The sequence below is a fragment of the Myxococcus faecalis genome, assembly GCF_050039385.1.
Classification (GTDB): Bacteria; Myxococcota; Myxococcia; order Myxococcales; family Myxococcaceae; genus Myxococcus; species Myxococcus fulvus.
Map to the genome: position 1 here is coordinate 2,627,770 of NZ_CP144336.1, position 20,790 is coordinate 2,648,559.

General features: G+C 71.1%; 3 protein-coding genes. 1 reads left to right on the forward strand and 2 read right to left on the reverse strand.

The genetic code is table 11. From position 1 onward, the window contains the following. Positions 1–100: 100 nt before the first annotated feature. Positions 101–18,652, forward strand: coding sequence for a non-ribosomal peptide synthetase (locus VZQ01_RS10325; protein ID WP_426747719.1), 18,552 nt, complete (start codon positions 101–103; stop codon positions 18,650–18,652). 13 nt (positions 18,653–18,665) lie between these two features. On the opposite strand, the gene VZQ01_RS10330 is transcribed toward VZQ01_RS10325, so the two are convergent. Then, the gene (locus VZQ01_RS10330; RefSeq protein ID WP_141324300.1) at positions 18,666–19,484 is read right to left on the reverse strand and encodes an outer membrane lipoprotein-sorting protein; all 819 of its coding nucleotides are present in this window, start codon (positions 19,482–19,484) and stop codon (positions 18,666–18,668) included. Next, on the reverse strand, positions 19,484–20,788 hold the full coding sequence (locus tag VZQ01_RS10335; RefSeq protein WP_426747720.1) for an ABC transporter permease: 1,305 nt from the start codon (positions 20,786–20,788) through the stop codon (positions 19,484–19,486). The genes VZQ01_RS10330 and VZQ01_RS10335 overlap by 1 nt, the downstream gene beginning before the upstream one ends. Positions 20,789–20,790: the final 2 nt, after the last annotated feature.

The window sequence follows — 20,790 nt, forward strand, 5'->3', positions numbered from 1 at the left end:
CGACGATTCCGCCCCGACCTCCCCCGGTCCGCACGGACGGAAGGCTCCCCCTGTCGACTCCGCCGCCGCGCCCGACGCCGCCCCCGTGGCCGAGCGCGCGATGGCCCCACGTCCCGTCCTCACCGAGGCGCTGCGGCACCGGGTGCTCGTCACCTTCAATGCCTCCGAGCAACACCTGGAGGGCGGCGACACGGTGGTGGCGTGCTTCGAGCAGCAGGTGGACCGCGCGCCGGACGCGACGGCGCTCGACTTCGAGGGCACCCGGCTGACGTACCGGCAGCTCGACGAGCGCGCCAACCAGCTCGCGCGCTACCTGCGCTCGCTGAGCGTGGGGCCGGAGACGCGCGTCGCGCTGTGCGCGGAGCGCTCGGTGGAGCAGGTGGTGGGGATGCTGGGCATCCTCAAGGCGGGAGGCGCGTTCGTTCCGCTGGACCCGGCGCATCCCGCGGAGCGGCAGGGCTTCGTGCTCTCCGACAGCGGCGCGCCCGTGGTGCTCGCGCGGCAGCAGATGCTGGACGAGCTGCCGCTGCGAGGCGAGCTGACCGTGGAGCTGGACGGGCTGCTGCCGCCGTTCGCCCGGCACTCCGTGGAGCGGCTGGAGGCGGTCGCCTCGGCGGACCATCTGGCGTACGTCATCTACACGTCCGGCTCCACGGGGCGGCCCAAGGGCGTGCTGGTGGCGCACGCGGGTCTGCGCAACACGGCGCTGGCCGCGGTGCGGGCGCATGGGTTCCGGTCCGAGGACCGGGTGCTCCAGTTCGCGTCGATGAGCTTCGACGCGTCCGTGTGCGAGGTGTTCGCCACGCTGCTCGCGGGCGCGACGCTGGTGCTCGCGCCCCGACAGCGGCTGCTCCCGGACGCCCCCCTGCGGACGCTGCTGCGTGAGAGCGCCGTCACCGCGGTGACGTTGACGCCGTCGGTGCTCGCGCAGCTGGAGACGGACGGGCTGGAGTGCCTGCGCACCGTCATCTCCGCGGGCGAGGCCCTTCCCATCGCGGTGGCCGAGCGCTGGGGCCAGGGCCGGCGGCTGCTCAACGCGTATGGACCGACGGAGGCGACGGTCTGCGCGGCGATCACGCCGTACGCGGTGGTGCCGGGCGCCATCACCCTGGGCACGCCGTGGCCCAACACGCGACTGTACGTGCTCGATGAGGCGCTGGAGCCGCTGCCTCCTGGCGTCGCTGGAGAGCTGTTCATCGGCGGCGTGGGCGTGGCCCGTGGCTATCTGGGGCGACCGGACCTGACGGCGGAGCGGTTCCTGCCGCATCCGTTCGGCTCGACGCCGGGTGAGCGGCTCTACCGCACGGGAGACCTGGCGCGGTGGACGGTGGACGGCGAGCTCGAGTACCTGGGCCGCATCGACTCGCAGGTGAAGCTGCGCGGCATGCGCGTGGAGCCGGGCGAGGTGGAGGCCGTCCTCGCGCGCCATCCGGAGGTCCGCGAGGTCGCGGTGGTGGCTCGCGAAGTCGCGGAGGGCGAGCTGGCCCTGGTGGCCTTCCTCGTCCCCGCCGAGGGACAGGATGAGGCCCGGGTGAGCGCGGTGCTGCGCCCGTGGTTGAGGCAGCAGCTCCCCGAGCACCTGGTGCCCTCCGCGCTCGTGACGCTCACCGCGCTTCCGCTGACGTCCTCCGGGAAGGTGGACCGGAAGGCGCTGGGCACGCTGTCGCTCGGCCGCGTCGACGCCGCGAGCGCGTTCGCGGACAGCGCGCCGCGTGGAGAGCTGGAGGTGCTGCTGGCGGGGTTGTTCCAGCAGGTGCTGGGCGTGGAGCGGGTGGGCCGGGACAGCGACTTCTTCGAGCTGGGCGGGCACTCACTGAGCGCCACGCGACTGCTGGCGCGCGTGCGGCACGCGGTGGGTGTGGACCTGCCGCTGACAACGCTGTTCTCGCACGCGACGGTGGCTCGTCTGGCCCGGGCGCTGGGTCCCATCTCCGAGTCGCTCTCTGCGTCACTCGCCGGCCCCACGCCGCTCCCCGCGGACGTCGCGCCGATGCCGTCCCTGGCGCAGGAGCGGCTGTGGTTCCTCCAGCAGCTCCAGCCGGATTCGGCGGCGTACCTCGTCGTCGATGCGCTGGAGCTTCGGGGCACGCTGAACAGGACCGCGCTGGAGGACACGCTGCGGCGACTGGTGGAGCGGCACGCCGCGCTCCGCGTCACCTTCACGCCCGTGGAGGGGAGCCCGCGACTGCGCGTCCACCCGGTCCGCGAGCCGCTGCTCACGGTGGAGGACGTGTCACGCCCGCCGAATGAGAGCGGGACCGCGGAGGCGTGGCTCCAGCGCAGGCTGCGCGAGGAGGCCTCGCGACCGCTCTCGGTGGAGGAGGGGCCGCTGTATCGGTTCCACCTGTTCACGAGCGGCCCCGAGCACCAGGTGCTGCTGCTGGTGCTGCATCACCTGGTGGTGGATGGCCTCTCGATGGGCATCCTCCTCAACGAGCTGGCGACGACGTACTCCGCGCTCCAGGAAGGCCGCATCCCGCCTCCCGCGCCCGCCTCCCTGGACTACGTGGACCTGTCCGCCTGGCAGCGCACGCCCGAGGTCCGCGCGCGCGAGGACATCCACCTCGACTACTGGAAGCGACAGCTCGCCGACGCGCCGTCGCTGCTCGCGCTGCCCACGGACAAGCCTCGGCCGCCGGTGTTGTCCGACCGCGGCGCGTACTCGCGTCGCCACGTGTTGCCTCGCGAGGTCCGGCTGCGGCTGGAGGCGCTCTGCCGAGAGCACCAGGTGACGCCGTTCATGGCGCTCTACGCCGTGTTCGCCACGCTGCTCCAGCGCTACTCGGGCGAGCGCGAGCTGTGCATCGGCACGCCGGTCTCCGGACGCACGCACGCTGCCTCCGAGGACATCGTCGGGCTGTTCATCAACACGCTCGTCCTGCGGACACATCTGCTGCCTTCCGCGCCGTTCTCCATGTTGCTGGCGCACGTGTGGGCGACCGCGCTGGAGGCCTTCAGTCACCAGGATGCGCCGTTCGAGCGGGTCGTCGACGCGCTCCACGTCGAGCGCAGCCTCAGTCACGCGCCCCTCTTCCAGGTGATGTTCGACCTGCGCCGCGTCGACTCGCCCCTCTCCTTCTCCGGCCTCTCCTCTCAGCACGTCTTCGTCGACAACGGCACCAGCCAGCTCGACCTCGCCCTCACCGCCACCGAGCTGCCCGACTCCTCCCTCCAGCTCTTCTTCCAGTTCCGCACCGACCTCTTCGAGCACGCCTCCGTCGAGCGCATGCTCTCCCACTTCGTCATCCTCCTCGAACAGGTCCTCGCCTCGCCCCAGGCGCCCCTCTCCAGCCTCTCACTGCTCTCCGTCGAAGAGCGCCAGCGCGTCCTCTTCGACTTCAACGACTCCCACCGTCCCTTCGACTCCGACGGCACCGTCGCGTCCCTGCTGCTTGCTTCCTTCGCGAGGACTCCGGACGCCGTGGCTCTCGTCGCTCCCGACGCCACCCTCACCTTCTCCCAGCTCCACTCTCGCGCCTCGCGGCTCGCCGCGCATCTGGCGGCTCTTGGTGCGCGTCCGGAAGCTGTCGTCGGTGTCTGCGTCGAGCGCTCGTCCGAGGCCGTCGTCTCCCTCCTCGCCGTCCACCTCTCCGGCGCCGCGTGCCTCCCTCTGGAGCCTTCGCACCCGCCGGCCCGGCGCGCACAACTGCTTCAGCAGTCCCGTGCCTGCCTCGTCGTCTCTTCGCCTGCTCTCTTCGAGGGCGTGGCGCTCGACGCGGTGCTGGTGCAGCCAGGAGATGCGCAGCGTGCTGACGCGGCGCTGGCGGAGCCTCTGCGCGCCCTGCCCGACAACCTCGCCTACGTCCTCTACACCTCCGGCTCCACCGGCACTCCCAAGGGCGTCCTCTCCACCCAGCAGAATGTCGTCCACTGCTTCGACGCCTTCGACGCCCTCTACTCCACCTCCACGGGCCACACCTGGGCCGCCTCCGGCAGCCTCTCCTTCGACATCCACCAGGAGGAAATCCTCTTCAGCCTCTCCCGCGGCGCTCGCGTCATCCTCCGCGACGTCGGCCCTCTTGGCCTCGCCAACGACATCCGCCGCCACTCCGTCTCCCACGTCGTCATCACCCCCTCCTCCCTCGCCACCGCCCTCGAGGAGCCCGGTGCCCTCGACGCCTTCCGCTCCCTCTCCGTCCTCGTCACAGGCGGCGAAGTCCTCCCAGACTCTCTCGTCCACTCCCTCGCGCTGACTTCCACCCGCCTCGTCAACACCTACGGGCCCACTGAAGCCAGCATCAACGTCGCCGCTGAAATCTCCCTCCCTCACCGGCCCGTCCGTCTCGGCAGCCCTCTTCCCCGCTGCCGCCTCTACGTCCTCGACGACTCCCTCCAGCCCCTCCCCCCAGGCGTCCCCGGCAACCTCTTCATCGGCGGCATCTGCCTGGCTCGCGGCTACCACTCACTCCCCCACCTCACCGCAGAGCGCTTCATCCCTGACTCCTTCAGCACCTCTCCCGGCGCTCGCCTCTACGACACCGGCGACAGGGCCCGCTGGAATGACGACGGCTCCCTCTCCTTCCTCGGCCGCTCCGACTTCCAGCTCAAACTCCGCGGCGTCCGCGTCGAAGTCGAAGAAATCGAAGCCGCTCTGCTTCGCCTCTCCGGCGTCCGCCAGGCCGCCGTCCTCCCCTTCCGCCCCTCTCGCGACACCTTCCTCGTCGCCTTCCTCGTCCTCGACGACGGTGCTCCTCCGCTGGCTTCCCTCCGCGATGCGCTGGCTTCCTCCCTCCCTGAAGCCCTCGTCCCCTCTCGCTTCCTCTCCCTCCCCTCTCTCCCCTTCACCACCAGCGGCAAGGTCGACAGGACGGCCCTCTCCTCCTTCGACATCTCCTCCGCCGAAGTCCCCTCCTCCGACGCTTCTCCTCGTGGACAGGCCGAGGCGCTCCTCGCCCAACTCTTCGCCGACGTCCTCTCCCTCTCTCACGTCCCTCGCGACGCGGACTTCTTCTCCCTCGGCGGCCACTCCCTCTCCGCCACCCGCCTCGTCTCCCGCATCCGCCTCGCCTTCGGCGTCGAGCTTCCTCTCGCCGCCCTCTTCTCCTCCCCCTCCGTCGCAGGACTCGCTCTCCTCCTCTCCCAGCACCACGACGCGCTCCCGCTCCCTTCTCCCGCGCCTTCCGCACTGCCTCCTCAGCCCTCCTTCGCGCAGGAGCGCCTCTGGTTCCTCCATCAACTCCTGCCTGACTCCGCCGCGTATGTGATTCCGGAGGCGATCGAGCTGACGGGAGTCCTGGATACAGCCGCGCTGGAGGCCGCGCTGCGACTGCTGCCGGAGCGGCACTCATCGTTGCGCGCGGTCTTCGGTTCGTCGGAGGGGATGCCTCGGTTGGCGTTCCAGCCCGTCCCCGAGCAATTGCTCGACGTGGAGGACCTCCGGCCTCGCGTCCGTGGCGAGGAGGCACTGCGCGCACTGCTCCAGCAACGTCTGGAGGAGGAGAGCTCGCGCCCGTTCTCACTGGAGAAGGGGCCCCTGTATCGCTTCCGTTTGTTCAGGGTCGCGGTCGATCGCCATGTCCTGCTGATGGTCATCCACCACATCGTCGTGGATGGCCTGTCCATGGACCGGCTCCTGAGCGAGTTGGCGCAGTCGTACTCAGAGCTGAGCCGGCAACGAGCGCCGCTGCTCCCCACGCCGCCCCTCACCTACTCGGATATCTCCGCGTGGCAGCGGACCCCCGAGTTCCGCGCGCGTGAGGATGTCCACCTCGACTACTGGAAGCGGCAGCTCGCCGATGCCCCCGCGCTGCTCGCGTTCCCCACGGACAAGCCGCGTCCGCCGGTCCTCACGGATCGAGGCGCCTTCTCGCGTCACCAGGTCCTGCCTCGTGAAGTCCGCCTCCGGCTGGAGGCGCTCTGCCGACAGCATCAGGTGACGCCGTTCATGGCGCTCTATGCCGTGTTCGCCACCTTGCTTCACCGTTACTCGGGTGAGCGCGAGCTGTGCGTCGGCACTCCCGTCTCCGGCCGCACGCACGCCGCCACCGAGGACATCGTCGGCCTCTTCCTCAACACGCTGGTCCTTCGCACGCAGCTTCCAGCAGGGATGACCTTCGCCTCGCTGCTGGCGCAGGTCCGGAGCACTTCGCTCGACGCCTTCAGCCACCAGGATGCGCCGTTCGAGCGGGTCGTCGACGCGCTCCACGTCGAGCGCAGCCTCAGTCACGCGCCCCTCTTCCAGGTGATGTTCGACCTGCGCCGCGTCGACTCGCCCCTCTCCTTCTCCGGCCTCTCCTCTCAGCACGTCTTCGTCGACAACGGCACCAGCCAGCTCGACCTCGCCCTCACCGCCACCGAGCTGCCCGACTCCTCCCTCCAGCTCTTCTTCCAGTTCCGCACCGACCTCTTCGAGCACGCCTCCGTCGAGCGCATGCTCTCCCACTTCGTCATCCTCCTCGAACAGGTCCTCGCCTCGCCCCAGGCGCCCCTCTCCAGCCTCTCGCTGCTCTCCGTCGAAGAGCGCCAGCGCGTCCTCTTCGACTTCAACGATTCTCACCGTCCCTTCGACTCCGACGGCACCGTCGCGTCCCTGCTGCTTGCCTCCTTCGCGAGGACGCCTGACGCCGTTGCTCTCGTCGCTCCCGACGCCACCCTCACCTTCTCCCAGCTCCACTCTCGCGCTTCGCGTCTCGCCGCGCATCTCGCGGCTCTTGGTGCGCGTCCGGAAGCTGTCGTCGGTGTCTGTGTCGAGCGCTCGTCCGAGGCTGTCGTCTCCCTCCTCGCCGTCCATCTTTCCGGCGCCGCGTGCCTCCCTCTGGAGCCTTCGCACCCGCCGGCTCGGCGCGCACAACTGCTTCAGCAGTCCCGTGCATGCCTCGTCGTCTCTTCGCCTGCTCTCTTCGCGGATGTGCAGCTTGGGATTCCGCTCGTCGAGCCTGCTACGGCGCAGCGTGCTGACGCGGCGCTGGCGGAGCCTCTGCGCGCCCTGCCCGACAACCTCGCCTACGTCCTCTACACCTCCGGCTCCACCGGCACTCCCAAGGGCGTCCTCTCCACCCAGCAGAATGTCGTCCACTGCTTCGACGCCTTCGACGCCCTCTACTCCACCTCCACGGGCCACACCTGGGCCGCCTCCGGCAGCCTCTCCTTCGACATCCACCAGGAGGAAATCCTCTTCAGCCTCTCCCGCGGCGCTCGCGTCATCCTCCGCGACGTCGGCCCTCTTGGCCTCGCCAACGACATCCGCCGCCACTCCGTCTCCCACGTCGTCATCACCCCCTCCTCCCTCGCCACCGCCCTCGAGGAGCCCGGTGCCCTCGACGCCTTCCGCTCCCTCTCCGTCCTCGTCACAGGCGGCGAAGTCCTCCCAGACTCTCTCGTCCACTCCCTCGCGCTGACTTCCACCCGCCTCGTCAACACCTACGGGCCCACTGAAGCCAGCATCAACGTCGCCGCTGAAATCTCCCTCCCTCACCGGCCCGTCCGTCTCGGCAGCCCTCTTCCCCGCTGCCGCCTCTACGTCCTCGACGACTCCCTCCAGCCCCTCCCCCCAGGCGTCTCCGGCAACCTCTTCATCGGCGGCATCTGCCTGGCTCGCGGCTACCACTCACTCCCCCACCTCACCGCAGAGCGCTTCATCCCTGACGCCTTCAGCACCTCTCCCGGCGCTCGCCTCTACGACACCGGCGACAGGGCCCGCTGGAATGACGACGGCTCCCTCTCCTTCCTCGGCCGCTCCGACTTCCAGCTCAAACTCCGCGGCGTCCGCGTCGAAGTCGAAGAAATCGAAGCCGCTCTGCTTCGCCTCTCCGGCGTCCGCCAGGCCGCTGTCCTCCCCTTCCGCCCCTCTCGCGACACCTTCCTCGTCGCCTTCCTCGTCCTCGACGACGGTGCGCCTCCGCTGGCTTCCCTCCGCGACGCGCTGGCTTCCTCTCTCCCTGAAGCCCTCGTCCCCTCTCGCTTCCTCTCCCTCCCCTCTCTCCCCTTCACCACCAGCGGCAAGGTCGACAGGACGGCCCTCTCCTCCTTCGACATCTCCTCCGCTGAAGTCCCCTCCTCCGACGCTTCTCCTCGTGGACAGGCCGAGGCGCTCCTCGCCCAACTCTTCGCCGACGTCCTCTCCCTCTCTCACGTCCCTCGCGACGCGGACTTCTTCTCCCTCGGTGGCCACTCCCTCTCCGCCACCCGCCTCGTCTCCCGCATCCGCCTCGCCTTCGGCGTCGAGCTTCCTCTCGCCGCCCTCTTCTCCTCCCCCTCCGTCGCAGGACTCGCTCTCCTCCTCTCCCTGCACCACGACGCGCTCCCGCTCCCTTCTCCCGCGCCTTCCGCACTGCCTCCTCAGCCCTCCTTCGCGCAGGAGCGCCTCTGGTTCCTCCACCAGCTCCAACCCGAGCTGCGCGCCTACAACATCCCCGAGGCCGTGGAGCTTCGCGGCGCACTGGACATCCCGGCGCTCGATGGCGCGCTGCGGTTGCTGCTCGATCGTCACCCGGTCCTGAGAACGACCTTCATCGCGGAGGACGGGCGGCCGGTTCCACGACACAACCCGCTTCCCGTGGAGGTGCTCCACGTCGAGGAGCTCTCCGCGACCAACGCTGACAGTCCCGCGCTGCACCTCCGGCTGCGCGAGGAGAGCACTCGCGTCCTGTCACTGGAGCAGGGGCCGCTCTACCGCTTCCACCTGTTCCGCCTCGCCCCCGAGCACCATGTCCTCCTGCTCGTGCTGCACCACGTGGTGGTCGATGGCCTGAGCATCGACCTGCTGTTGAGCGAGCTGTCCCTGGCCTACGCGTCCCTGAGCCAGCACCAGACGCCCTCCCTGCCGACGCCTTCGCTCACCTACGCCGACGTCGCCGCGTGGCAACGCTCCGCTCCCGTCCGGGCCCGTGAGGACCACCACGTCGAGTACTGGAAGCGCCAGCTCGCCGGCGCTCCCACGTTCCTCGCCCTGCCCACTGACAAGCCGCGTCCCTCCGTCCTCGGTGACGCGGGCGCGCTGAGCCGCTTCCATCGACTGTCTCCCGCGCTGGAACAGGCACTCACCCAGATCTGCCGGGAACACCACGTCACACCCTTCATGGTGCTGAGCGCGGCGCTCGCGGCGCTGCTGCATCGACACTCCGGGCAGGACGACGTGTCCGTGGGCACGCCCGTCTCCGGACGTCCGCACCCCGCGATGGAGTCCATCGTCGGCCTCTTCACCAACACGGTCGTCCTCCGCACCCGCTTCGACCCGGGGACCACCTTCGCCGAGCTGCTCGCGAGCACACGGACCACGGCGCTCGAGGCCTTCACGCATCAGGATGCCCCCTTCGAGCGGGTCGTCGAGGCCCTCCAGGTCGAGCGCAGCCTCGCTCACGCACCCTTGTTCCAGGTGGGCCTCTTCTGGGAGCGCGCGGAGAACACGCTCGCCGGGACCTTCCCCGGCCTCCAGGCCCGGCCCCTCGTCGTCGACGGCCTGAACACCCAGACCGAGCTGGCCCTCACCGTCACCGAGAATCCCCAGGGCCACGAGCTGTCCTTCCAGTACAGCACCGACCTCTTCGAGGCGCCCACCATCGAGCGCCTGCTGTCCCACTACGTCCACCTGCTCGAGGACGCACTGCGCACCCCGAGTCGGCAGGTCGCGCACCTGTCCCTCCTCGATGTCGACGCGCGCCGCCAGGTGCTCCGCGACTTCAACGACACCGGGCGGGAGTACGACGCGGACACGACGCTCGTCTCGCTCATCCAGGCCCAGGCGGAGCGCACGCCCGGGCTCCGTGCGCTCACCTTCGAGGGACACCACCTCACCTACGGAGAGTTGGAGGCCCGGGCCAATCAGCTCGCACGGCATCTCCAGTCCCTCGGGGCGGGGCCCGAGGTCCTCGTGGGCGTGTTCCTGGAGCGCTCCCTGGAGCTCGTCATCGCGCTGGTGGGCATCCTCAAGGCCGGCGCGGCCTACCTGCCGCTGGACCCGGAGCTGCCTCGCGAGCGACTGGCCGGGATGCTCGAGGACGCAGGGGCCGCCGTCGTCCTCACGCGCCAGGAGCTCGCGAGCCACCTGCCTTCGCACCCAGGCCACACGGTCCTCCTCGACGCGGAGGCCACGCGGCTCGCGAGCCTGCCGAGCACCCGCGTCTCGGGCAGGCCGCACCCCGACTCGCTCGCGTACGTCATCTTCACCTCCGGGAGCACGGGGCGCCCCAAGGGCGCGATGAACGCGCACCGCGCGGTCGTCAATCGACTGACGTGGATGCGCCAGGTCCACCCGCTGGTCGCGGGTGACAGCGTGCTCCAGAAGACGCCGACCAGCTTCGACGTCTCGGTGTGGGAGCTGTTCTGGCCGCTCACCGTGGGCGCGCGGTTGGTGCTGGCACGGCCGGGCGGGCACCGCGAGCCCGCCTACCTCGCGCGAGTCCTGGCCGACGAGCACATCACCGTCACCCACTTCGTCCCCTCCATGCTCGCGGCCTTCCTCGAGGAGCCCTGGCAGGAGTCCTTCCCGGACCTGCGCGCGCTCGTGTGCAGCGGCGAGGCGATCTCCGCCGACCTCGTCCAGCGAGCCCACGAGCGGCTGCCTACGACGGAGCTCCACAACCTCTATGGCCCCACCGAGGCCGCGGTGGACGTGACCCACTGGCGCTGCCCTCGGGGCGACCCGCGCACGAGTGTGCCCATCGGTCGCCCGGTGGCGAACACGCACCTGCTCGTCCTCGACACCGCGGGGCACCCCGTCCCGGTGGGCGTGCAGGGGGAGCTCTTCATCGGCGGCCTCCAGGTCGGGCGCGGGTACTGGCGTCGCCCCGAGCTCACCGCCGAGCGCTTCCTCCCGGACGCCTTCAGCGACACGCCCGGCGCGAGCCTCTACCGCACCGGAGACCTCGCACGCTGGCGTGGCGACGGCACGCTGGAGTACCTGGGCCGCACCGACTTCCAGGTGAAGGTGCGCGGACAGCGCATCGAGCTGGAGGAGATTGAGGTCGCGCTGAGGCGACTGCCCGCCGTGCGCGACGCGGTCGTCGTGGCTCGAACGAGCCCACGGAGTGATACGCGCCTCATCGCCTACGTCGTCCCGCGAGAGGGGCGCGCGGAGGAGGCCGAGGCGTCACGCGCGGCGCTCAAGCCCGTGCTCCCCGAGGCCATGGTCCCCTCGGCCGTCGTCGTGCTCGACGCGCTGCCGCTCACGCCCTCCGGGAAGACGGACCGCCGAGCCCTCACTTCGCTCCCCCTGCCGGAGCCGGAGGTCACGCGAGGCGCTGGCGATGCGCCGCCGCGCGGACCGCTGGAGCAGCTGCTCGCGAGCTTCTTCCGCCAGGTCCTCGGACTGGAGAGCGTCTCCCGCGACGCGGACTTCTTCGCGCTGGGTGGCCACTCGCTGAGCGCCACGCGGCTGGTGTCGCGCATCCGCCGGGCGCTGGGGCAGGAGCTGCCTCTCAAGACCCTCTTCCTCGCGCCCACGGTGGCGGGCATCGCGCGAGCCCTGACCGAGCTGGCGCCGGGACAGGCCCTCCCGCTCCCCGAGCCCGTGCCCCGGCCCGGTGACGCGCCCACCGTGCCGTCGTTCTCGCAGGAGCGCATGTGGTTCCTCCAGCAGCTCCAGCCTGACTCCGCGTCGCTCGCCATTCCGGAGGCCACGGAGCTGCGCGGACCGTTGGACGTCGAGGCGCTGGAGTCCGCGTTGTTGTTCCTGCTGGAGCGACACACCGCGCTGCGCGCCATCTTCACGCCCGCCGAAGGGGGCCCGCGGCTGGGGCTCGAGCCCGTGCCGATGCGCGTGCTCGACCGCGAGGACCTGTCAGCCGAGGCCGCGATTCGCGACGTCCTGATGCGGCGGCTGACGGAGGAGTCTGAGCGTCCCTTCCGCCTGGACACGGGGCCGCTCTACCGCTTCCACCTGTTCCTCCTCGCGCCCGAGCACCATGTCCTGCTGCTCGTGTTCCACCACATCGTGGTGGACGGCCTGTCGATGGACCTCCTCCTGCGCGAGCTGGCGGAAGCGTATGCGGCCTGCCGCGAGAACCGCTCGCCGACGGCGCAGCCCCTGACGCTCGACTTCGCGGACGTCGCCGCCTGGCAGCGCACGCCGGTCGTGCTCGCTCGACAGGATGCCCACCTCGAGTACTGGCGGCGCAAGCTGGACGGCGCGCCCACCGTGCTGGAGCTGCCCACGGACGTCCCCCGGCATCCGGGGCGCGGACACGCGGGTGCCTTCACACGGCACCACCCGCTGCCGGTGCACCTCGCCGAAGCGCTGCGGGAGCTTTGCCGCGAACACCAGGTCACGCCCTTCATCGCGCTGTACGCGGCCTTCACCGCGCTGCTCCATCGCTACACGGGACAGTCGGACCTGAGCATCGGCACGCCGGTGTCGGGGCGGGTCCATCCGTCCCTGGAGCCCCTGGTCGGCCTGTTCATCAACACCGTCGCGCTGCGCACGCAGGTCGACCCCGAGGCCTCCTTCGCTTCACTCCTGGGTCAGGCACGGACCACGGCGCTGGAGGCGTTCGCGCATCAGGAGGTCCCCTTCGAGCGGGTGGTCGAGGCCCTCCAGGTGGAGCGCAGCCTCTCCCACGCGCCGCTCGTGCAGGCGATGTTCGAGCTGAGCCCCAGCCCGCGGACGCTGTCGGATGGGTTCCCCGGCCTGGAGGCGCGCCCGGTGCAGCTCGGCTCGGCCGCCAGCCTCTATGACGTGATGCTCACCGCCGAGGAGGACGGAGACCGGTTCGGCTTCTACCTCGAGTACCCCACCGCGCTGTTCGAGGCCGCGAGCGCGGAGCGGATGGTCTCGCACTACGTGCGCCTGCTCGAATCCGCGCTGCTCGCGCCCACGACGCCCGTGCGCCGGCTGTCCCTGCTCACGGAGGCGGAGCATCGACAGGTGCTCTTCGACTTCAACGCCTCCGCACGCGCCCGCGACGCCCACGACACCGTCGTCTCCCGCTTCGCCGCGCAGGTCGCTCGCACGCCCGACGCGGAGGCCCTGGCCTTCGAGGGACAGACGCTCACCTACCGGGAGCTGCACACCCGCTCCAATCAGTTCGCGCACTTCCTGCGGGAGCTCGGCGCGGGGCCCGAGGAGCGCGTCGCCCTCTGCCTGGAGCGCGGCCCCGGGCTCGTCGTGTCCATGCTCGCCGTGCTGAAGGCAGGCGGGGCCTACGTGCCGCTGGACCCCGCGCATCCTCCGGAGCGACTCGCCCAGCTCCTCATCGACGCCGGCGCGCGGGTCCTCGTGACGCGGGAGGGCCTGGGAGACCTGTTCTCGTCCGTCGCCATCATGTCCGCGTACGTCGACACCGACGCCGCGGAGATTTCACGCAAGCCGGTGGAGGAGCTGCCCGAGTCCGCGCAAGGCGCGCAGCTCGCGTACGTCATCTTCACCTCGGGCTCCACGGGCCAGCCCAAGGGCGTGCTGCTGACGCACCAGGGCCTGTGCAACACGGCCCTCGCGGCGCTGGAGGCGCACGGGCTCCAGCCGGGCCGGCGGGTCCTCCAGTTCGCCTCGGCGACCTTCGATGGCTCGGTCTGGGAGATCTTCTCCACGCTGCTCTCCGGCGCCACGCTGGTGATGGCGCCCAAGGAGCGGCTGCTCCCCGACCTGCCGCTGCGCACGCTGCTTCGCGAGCAGCGCATCACCGACTGCGCGCTCACGCCGACGGTGCTCGCCCTGCTCGAGCCCGAGGGACTGGAGTCGCTCCAGGTCATCGTCTCCGGCGGCGAGCCCCTTTCGGCCGAGCTGGTCCGACGCTGGGCCCCGGGCCGCGCGCTGCTCAACTCCTACGGCCCCACCGAGGTCACGGTGGCCGCCACCGTCACGCCCTTCCCGGGACTCGGACATCCGTCGGGCGGCGGGGCCACGGAAGTGTCCCGCGTCACGGTGGGAACGCCCTGGCCCAACACCCGCCTCTACGTACTCGATGAGCGCCTGGAGCCGAGTCCCATCGGCGTGCCCGGTGAGCTGTACGTCGGCGGCACCGGCCTCGCGCGGGGCTATCTGGAGCACCCGGAGCTGACGGCGGAGCGCTTCATCCCGCATCCCCTGGCGACCACGCCGGGCGAGCGGCTCTACCGCACCGGAGACCGGGTGCGCTGGCTCGCGGACGGGCAGCTCGAGTACCTGGGTCGCCTGGACACGCAGCTCAAGGTGCGTGGCATCCGCGTGGAGCCCGGTGAAATCGAGGCCGTGCTCACCCGCCACGAGGACGTGCGCGAAGTCGCCGTGGTGCCTCGCGAGGACGTGGACGGAGCCACGCGGCTGGTGGCGTTCCTGGTCCCCACGCATCCGGAGGCCCTCGTCGTCGACACGGTGCGCGCGTGGCTGCGTCAGCGCCTTCCCGAGCACCTGGTCCCCTCGGTCTTCGTGCTCCTCGACGCGCTGCCGCTCACGTCGTCGCGCAAGGTGGACCGCAAGGCGTTGGAGCTCCAGGAGCTGCCTCGACAGGAGCAGCCCTCGCTCGGTGACGACGCGCCCCACGGCAGCACGGAAGCGCGGGTGGCGGCCCTGTTCCAGGCCGCGCTGGGACTGGAGCAGCTCTCCCGTCAGGCGAACTTCTTCGAGCACGGCGGCCACTCCCTCTCGGCCACCCGGCTCGTGGCGCGGCTGCGTCAGGCCTTCGGCGTCGAGCTGCCCCTGGCGGTGTTCTTCGCGAACCCCACCATCGCCTCGGTGGCGGCGTTCATCGACGCGGCGCCTCGCGCGGTGCTCGAGGTCCCCACCGTCGTCGCCCGACCGGAGGTGCTGCCACCGTCCCTGGTCCAGGAGCGGCTCTGGTACGCGCTGCAGCTTCCCCAGGCGCCGCCGTATGTCCTCACGCTCGGCCTGCTGCTCGAAGGCGCGCTGGACGCGGACCGGTTGGAGGAGGCCCTGGCCGCCGTGGTCGAGCGCAACGAGACGCTGCGCACCACGTTCTTCCAGCAGGGTGAGGCGCTCCGTGTCCGCGTCCATCCTCCACGCGCCTCGGTCCTCACGCGCGTGGACCTGTCCCGCCTGTCCGCGACGCACGCGCTCGAGGTCGCCCGCGACGCCGTGGTGCGGCTGGACCGGGAGCACTTCGACCTCGCGCAGGGCCCGCTGTATCGCTTCGAGTTGTTGAAGCTGGATGAGCGCGGCTCACGCCATGCGCTCGTCCTGGCCTTCAGCCACACCGTGAACGACGGCGTGGGTCTGGCCACCTTCGCGGAGGAGCTGGCGACGGCCTGGAACTCGGCGGTGGATGGAGGCCCCGCGCGGCTGCCCCCGCTGGCGCTCCAGTACACCGACTACGCCGTCTGGCAGCGACAGCCCGAGCAGCTGCGCAGGCTCGAGGAGGGCCTCGCGTCGTGGAAGCAGGCGCTGGCGCATGCACCGCCGCTGCTGGACCTGCCGCTCGACTTCCCGCGCCGCGCGCCCGCGCTCAACGACAACATGCGCGCGGTGACGGTGTCGCTCTCGGCGGAGCACTCGGACACCATCCGCGCGCTCGCCCGGAGCGAGGGCGTCTCGTCCTTCAGCGTCCTGCTGGCGCTGACGCAGGCGTGGCTGCACCGGCTCAGTGGACAATCCCACGTCGTCGTCGCCACGCCCTTCTCGGGCCGCTCCACGCCCCAGGTGGAGTCGCTCCTGGGCTACTTCGCCAACGTGCTGCCGCTGTGCACGGAGGTGTCCGGCGCTCCCAGCCTGCGCGGCCTGTTGCGCCGCGTGCGCGATGTCGTGGCCCACGCCACCATGCACCAGGAGGTGCCGTTCAAGCGCATCGCGGACACGGTGCAGCCGGATGGAGACCGCACCGCGCCCCGACTCGCGCAGGCGCTGCTCCAGGCGGAGCGCCCCGGGCTGCCCGGCCTGGACGGACTGTCCGTCACGGAGCTGGACGTCGACGGCGTCATCCCCGCGTATGACGTGGTGGCGAGCGTCACGCTCGGAGACGCGGGCCCGCTGTCCGGCTTCATCGCCCTGGATGGCGCCCTCTTCACGCCCGAGACCGGCGAGCGCTTCGCACGCGCCTTCGAGCAGCTCGCCGCCTCCGCGCTGAGCGCGCCGGAGGTCTCGCTGCCCCAGCTGTCCATGTTGTCTCCCACCCAGCGCAGGGAGGTGCTCGCCGCGCTGGCCGGCCCCGCGCAGGACATCGCGCCGGACACGTGCATCCACACGCTGTTCGAGGCCCAGGTGCGTCGCACGCCGCACGCGGCCGCCGTCGCGCATGGAGACGTCACCTGGAGCTACGCGGAGCTCAACGCACGCGCGAACCTCCTGGCCTCGCGCCTGCTCGAGCGAGGGCTGAAGCCCGAGGAGCGGGTGGGCGTGGTGATGGAGCCGTCCACCCAGGCCATGGCCGTGCTGCTCGGCATCCTCAAGGCGGGCGGCGCCTACGTCCCGCTGGACGCGGACTGGCCCGAGCCACGCAAGCGCGACGTGCTCGTGCGCGCCGAGGTGCGCAGGCTGTGGGTGGACGCGAACGTGCTGGAGCCGCACCTGTCACTCGTCGAGGACGTGGAGGTGCCGCCCCTGCCCGCGTCCGTCTCGGACGATTTGGAGCCCGGGCCGCGCCGCGTCCTCGACGCGCAGACGGCGTACATCGTCTTCACCTCCGGCTCCACGGGCGAGCCCAAGGGCGTGATGGTGGAGCACCGCTCGGTGGTGAACCACAACGTGGGCATCGCGAAGCGCTTCGGGCTGGTGGAGGGGGACCGGATGCTCAACTTCGCGCCGCTCACCTTCGACGCCGCCGCCGAGGACCTGTACCCGCCGCTCCTCGTGGGCGGCACGGTGGTGATGCGCAGCGGCCTGGTGCCCGCGCACGCGATGACGCCGTACCTGGAGGAGACGGGCATCACGATCATCAGCCTGCCTCCCACGTACATCGAGGAGTGGATTCGTCAGATGGAGGCGCTGGGCCAGCGTGTGCCCGCGCGCCTCAAGCTGCTCGCCCCCGGTGGCGATGTCCTCAAGAAGGAGACCTTCGAGGCCTGGGTGCGCGTGGGCGGTGGGCACGCGCCGTGGGTCAACGTCTACGGCCCCACCGAGTGCACGATTACGTCCGCCACCTGTGACATCCCCGGGGTGGAGGGACTGGGCACCGCCGCCACGTTCCCCATCGGCCGGCCCATGCCGCGCGTGTGCTTCTACCTGCTGGACGAGCACCTGGAGCCGGTGCCTCCCGGGCTGCCGGGCCGCGTGTACATCGGCGGAGCGGCGCTCTCACGCGGCTACCTGCGCGCGCCACACCTCACCTCCGAGCGCTTCCTGCCGGACCCGTTCTCCGCCACGCCCGGCGCGCGCATGTACCACACGGGCGACCTGGCCCGGCTGCTGCCCGACGGACGCCTGCGCTTCCTCGGCCGCGCCGACCACCAGGTGAAGGTCCGTGGCTTCCGCATCGAGCTGTCGGAGATTGAGACGTGCCTGCGCCGCCACCCGCTGGTCCAGGAGGCCGTCGTCATCGCGCGCGTGTCCCCGTCCGGCGTGACGTCGCTGTACGCCTACGTGCAGGCTCCGGGCGTCGCGCGCTCCGAGCCGTTCCGCGAGCACGTCGCCTCACAGCTCCCCGGCTACATGGTGCCGGCGACGTTCGTGGTGATGGACGCGCTGCCCATCAACGCCAACGGCAAGGTGGACCGCAAGGCGCTGCCGGACCCGGACGCCGTGGTCGCGCCCGAACCCGCGTCCGCGCCCACGTCCGACTCGAAGCTGGAGACGCCCTTCCGCACCACGCTGGAGATGGTGCTCCAGCGCCTGTGGACGGAGGTGCTCGGCCGACCGGGCGTCCAGGCTGGCGACGACTTCTTCGCGCTGGGCGGTGACTCCATCCTGGCGATGCGACTGCTCGCGCGGCTGGAGGAGGAGCTGGGCCTGCCGCTGCCCCTGGCCACGCTCTTCCAGAGCCCCACGCTGGGCGAGTCCTCCGAGGCCATCCTCGCGCTGCTGCGAGAAGGCCCCCGCCGCACCAGCGCGGTACGCCTGTCGAGCCCCCGGCTCCCCGAGGACACGCCCCCGCTGTTCCTCTTCCACGCGGGCGACGGCGAGGTGCACCACTACCGCGACCTGGTACCCCGCCTGGAGCCACACTTCCGCTGCCATGGCATCCAGGCGCCGGAGACACTGGCCACGGGCCACGGACACGCGACGCTGGAGGCTCGCGTGGAGGCGTACGCGCGCGACATCCGCGCCATCCAGCCCCACGGTCCCTACCGGCTCGCGGGCTTCTCGTACGGCGGCTATCCCGCGCTCGGCGTGGCCGCGCTGCTGGAGGCCCAGGGCGAGACGGTGGAGCTGCTCGCCCTGATGGACACCGCCACGTGGGAGGCCATCCGCGCCGTCGCGCCGTCGTCCGATGAGGACGCCGTGCTGGTGCTCGCCAGCGAGTTCGGCGTGCGCGACGCGGCGATGGAGCAGGAGCTGGCCGCGCTCTCCCGCGAGCAGCAGTGGGAGCACGTGGCGAAGCGGGCCCGCGAGCGGGGAACGGCCGCGCCGCACTTCCGGGGCAGCGACTTCGCGCGCATCTGGCGGGTGCTGGGTGAGGTGCTCACGCCGCAGGCCCGCGCGTGGACCATCCCCCTGACGCGCGTGCGCCCGACGCTCATCACCAGCCGCGCGCTGCGTGAGCAGGTGGGTGACGCGCGCCTGGGCTGGACGCACCACCTGCCCGCCGAGCACCTGGAGGTGCTGGAGATGGAGGGGGAGCACGCCACCGTGCTCCACCCGCCCGAGGTCGACACCCTGGCCGCGCTGCTGCTCGCGGCGCTGGGCAAGGCGTGAGGCGGGGGCCGCGTTAGCGGAAGCGGCCCTCCAGCCACGTCTTGGTGAAGATGTTGGGGCTGAGCGGCGCCAGCTCCACCTCGTCGTAGCGCACGGTGAGCTGCGTGCCCTCGGCCTCCTCCACCTCGAGCACCTCGCGCATCAGGTACACCGGCCGGTTGTCCGCGGCCGGGTCGAGAATCTTCTGGTAGCCGCGGATGACGTCGGTGCGAAGCGTCCGGCCCGAGGGCGCGTAGCCCACGCGCTTGACGATGTTGTAGTCGGGGTCCACCCAGACACGCAGCTGCGGGAAGGACGCCTCCATGCCCGGGCGCACCTTGAGGAACAGCTTGCGGAACTTCGTGCCCGCCGCCGTCTCCTCACCCTCGTCCTGCACCTCGTAGGTCTCCAAGAGGTGCGAGCGGTCGAAGTCCTCCTCGCAGGAGATGGTGTTGACGATGTTGCCGCGCGAGGTGGTCCGCTGCCAGTGACCCACGGACGGGTCGTACTCCCACAGGTTGCGGCCGATGCGCAGGTAGCCGCCACCCGCCATGTTGCGCGGCTTGGTGATGTAGATGAGCAGGTCCTTCGACGAGTCCCGGCGGAACACCAGCATCTCCAGCAGCGCCTCGGTGCCGTCCTTGCGCTTCTCGCGCAGGCGCACCGTGCTCTTGAAGTCGCTCTTGAGCGCCATGCGCGCATCCACCCGCCGGATGACCTCCTCGGCGGACACGGCGGCCTTCGACTCCGCGGCCTTCGGCTCGGCGGGCTTCTCTTCCTTCTGCGCCGCCGGGGCCAGGGGCGCGAGCGACAGGGCGAACATCACGGCGAGACGGCGGATGGATGTCTGCATCACAGGGACTCCATGGCGGACCGAGGTGTCAGCGAGGCGGCACGCGCCGCCGGAATGAAGGTGGCAACCCCCGCGCCCACGGTGACGAGCACCACGGCGAGGACGCACAGCCCCATGTTGGGCGTCAGGGGCAAGGTGCCACTGAAGAACAGGTTGGCGATCTCTTCGTGCAAGGGCACCGCGCCGCGCAAGGTCACGCACAGCACCGAGGACACCACCACCCCCAGCGCGGAGCCCACGAAGCCCAGGAGCAGCCCCTCCGTCATGAAGAGGGCCACCACGCTCCGGCGCTGCATGCCCATGGCGCGCAGGGTGCCAATCTCCCGCGTGCGCTCCCGCACCGCGACGCTGAGCGCGACGAAGAGGCCAATCACCACCAGCACCAGCACCACCAGGCTCACCAGCACCGCCAGCGCCGTGAGGCCCAGCGTGACGAAGGACATGAACGAGGACTCGTCCTCCCACGTGCTGACGTCCAGCTTCTGGCCCCGCCAGCCCTCGCGAAGGAGCAGCATCTGCTTCTCCGCGTAGGACTGGTTCGCGGCGGGCAGCACGTCGAAGCCCGCGCCGCGCAGGGAGTCGCGCAGCGACGTGCCCAGCGCGTCCACGTCCACCGGCGTGTCACCGCACACCACCTGGAGCACACCCGCCGAGCCCGGCTTGAAGCCGTCCAGCTCCCGCAGCGTCTCGTTGGAGACGAGCAGGCCGGCGGACTCACCCAGCAGGCCCGCCTTCTCGGTGATGGCCACCACCTCCACGTCCAGCGCGTTGCGACGGCCTCCGCCCACCGGCTGCGCGAAGAGCGTGGCCAGGTCTCCCGTCTTCACCTGGAGCCGCTCGGCCAGCGTGGTGGAAACGGCCAGGGTGCGCGGCCGCGCGAGGTCCTCCAGCCGGCCGGACGCCACGCGGAAGCGGGCCAGGGAGTCCTTCTCGCTCGCGACGTCCATGCCCACCAGGAAGGAGCCCGTGCGGCGGCGCCCCGCGCCCGCGAGCGCGAAGCTGCGGCCCCGCTCCCGCAGGTAGCAGCCTTGCGGCACCTGGGGCTCCAGCACGCCGCGCACCTTGCCGGCGTCACCCACCACCGGCGCAATCGAGTCCGGGTGGACCTTGAAGAAGCCGCCCACGTTGAGGTCGCCGGTGAGGAACGTGGTGACGGCCTCGCGCTGGGCCGTGGCCACCCCGGCCGCCAGCGACGACACGGCGACGATGACGCCGCTGGCCGCGGCGGTGATGCCCAGCAGCAGGAGCACCCGCTCCCGGTGGGCGAAGAGGTTTCGCAGCGCCAGATGCAGAAGGGAGAGCATCG

Bases quoted from the DNA above. Each gene is read 5' to 3' on its own strand.
- VZQ01_RS10330 (WP_141324300.1), bottom strand. From the start codon at position 19,484: ATGCAGACATCCATCCGCCGTCTCGCCGTGATGTTCGCCCTGTCGCTC.
- VZQ01_RS10335 (WP_426747720.1), bottom strand. From the start codon at position 20,788: ATGCTCTCCCTTCTGCATCTGGCGCTGCGAAACCTCTTCGCCCACCGG.
- VZQ01_RS10325 (WP_426747719.1), top strand. From the start codon at position 101: ATGGCCCCACGTCCCGTCCTCACCGAGGCGCTGCGGCACCGGGTGCTC.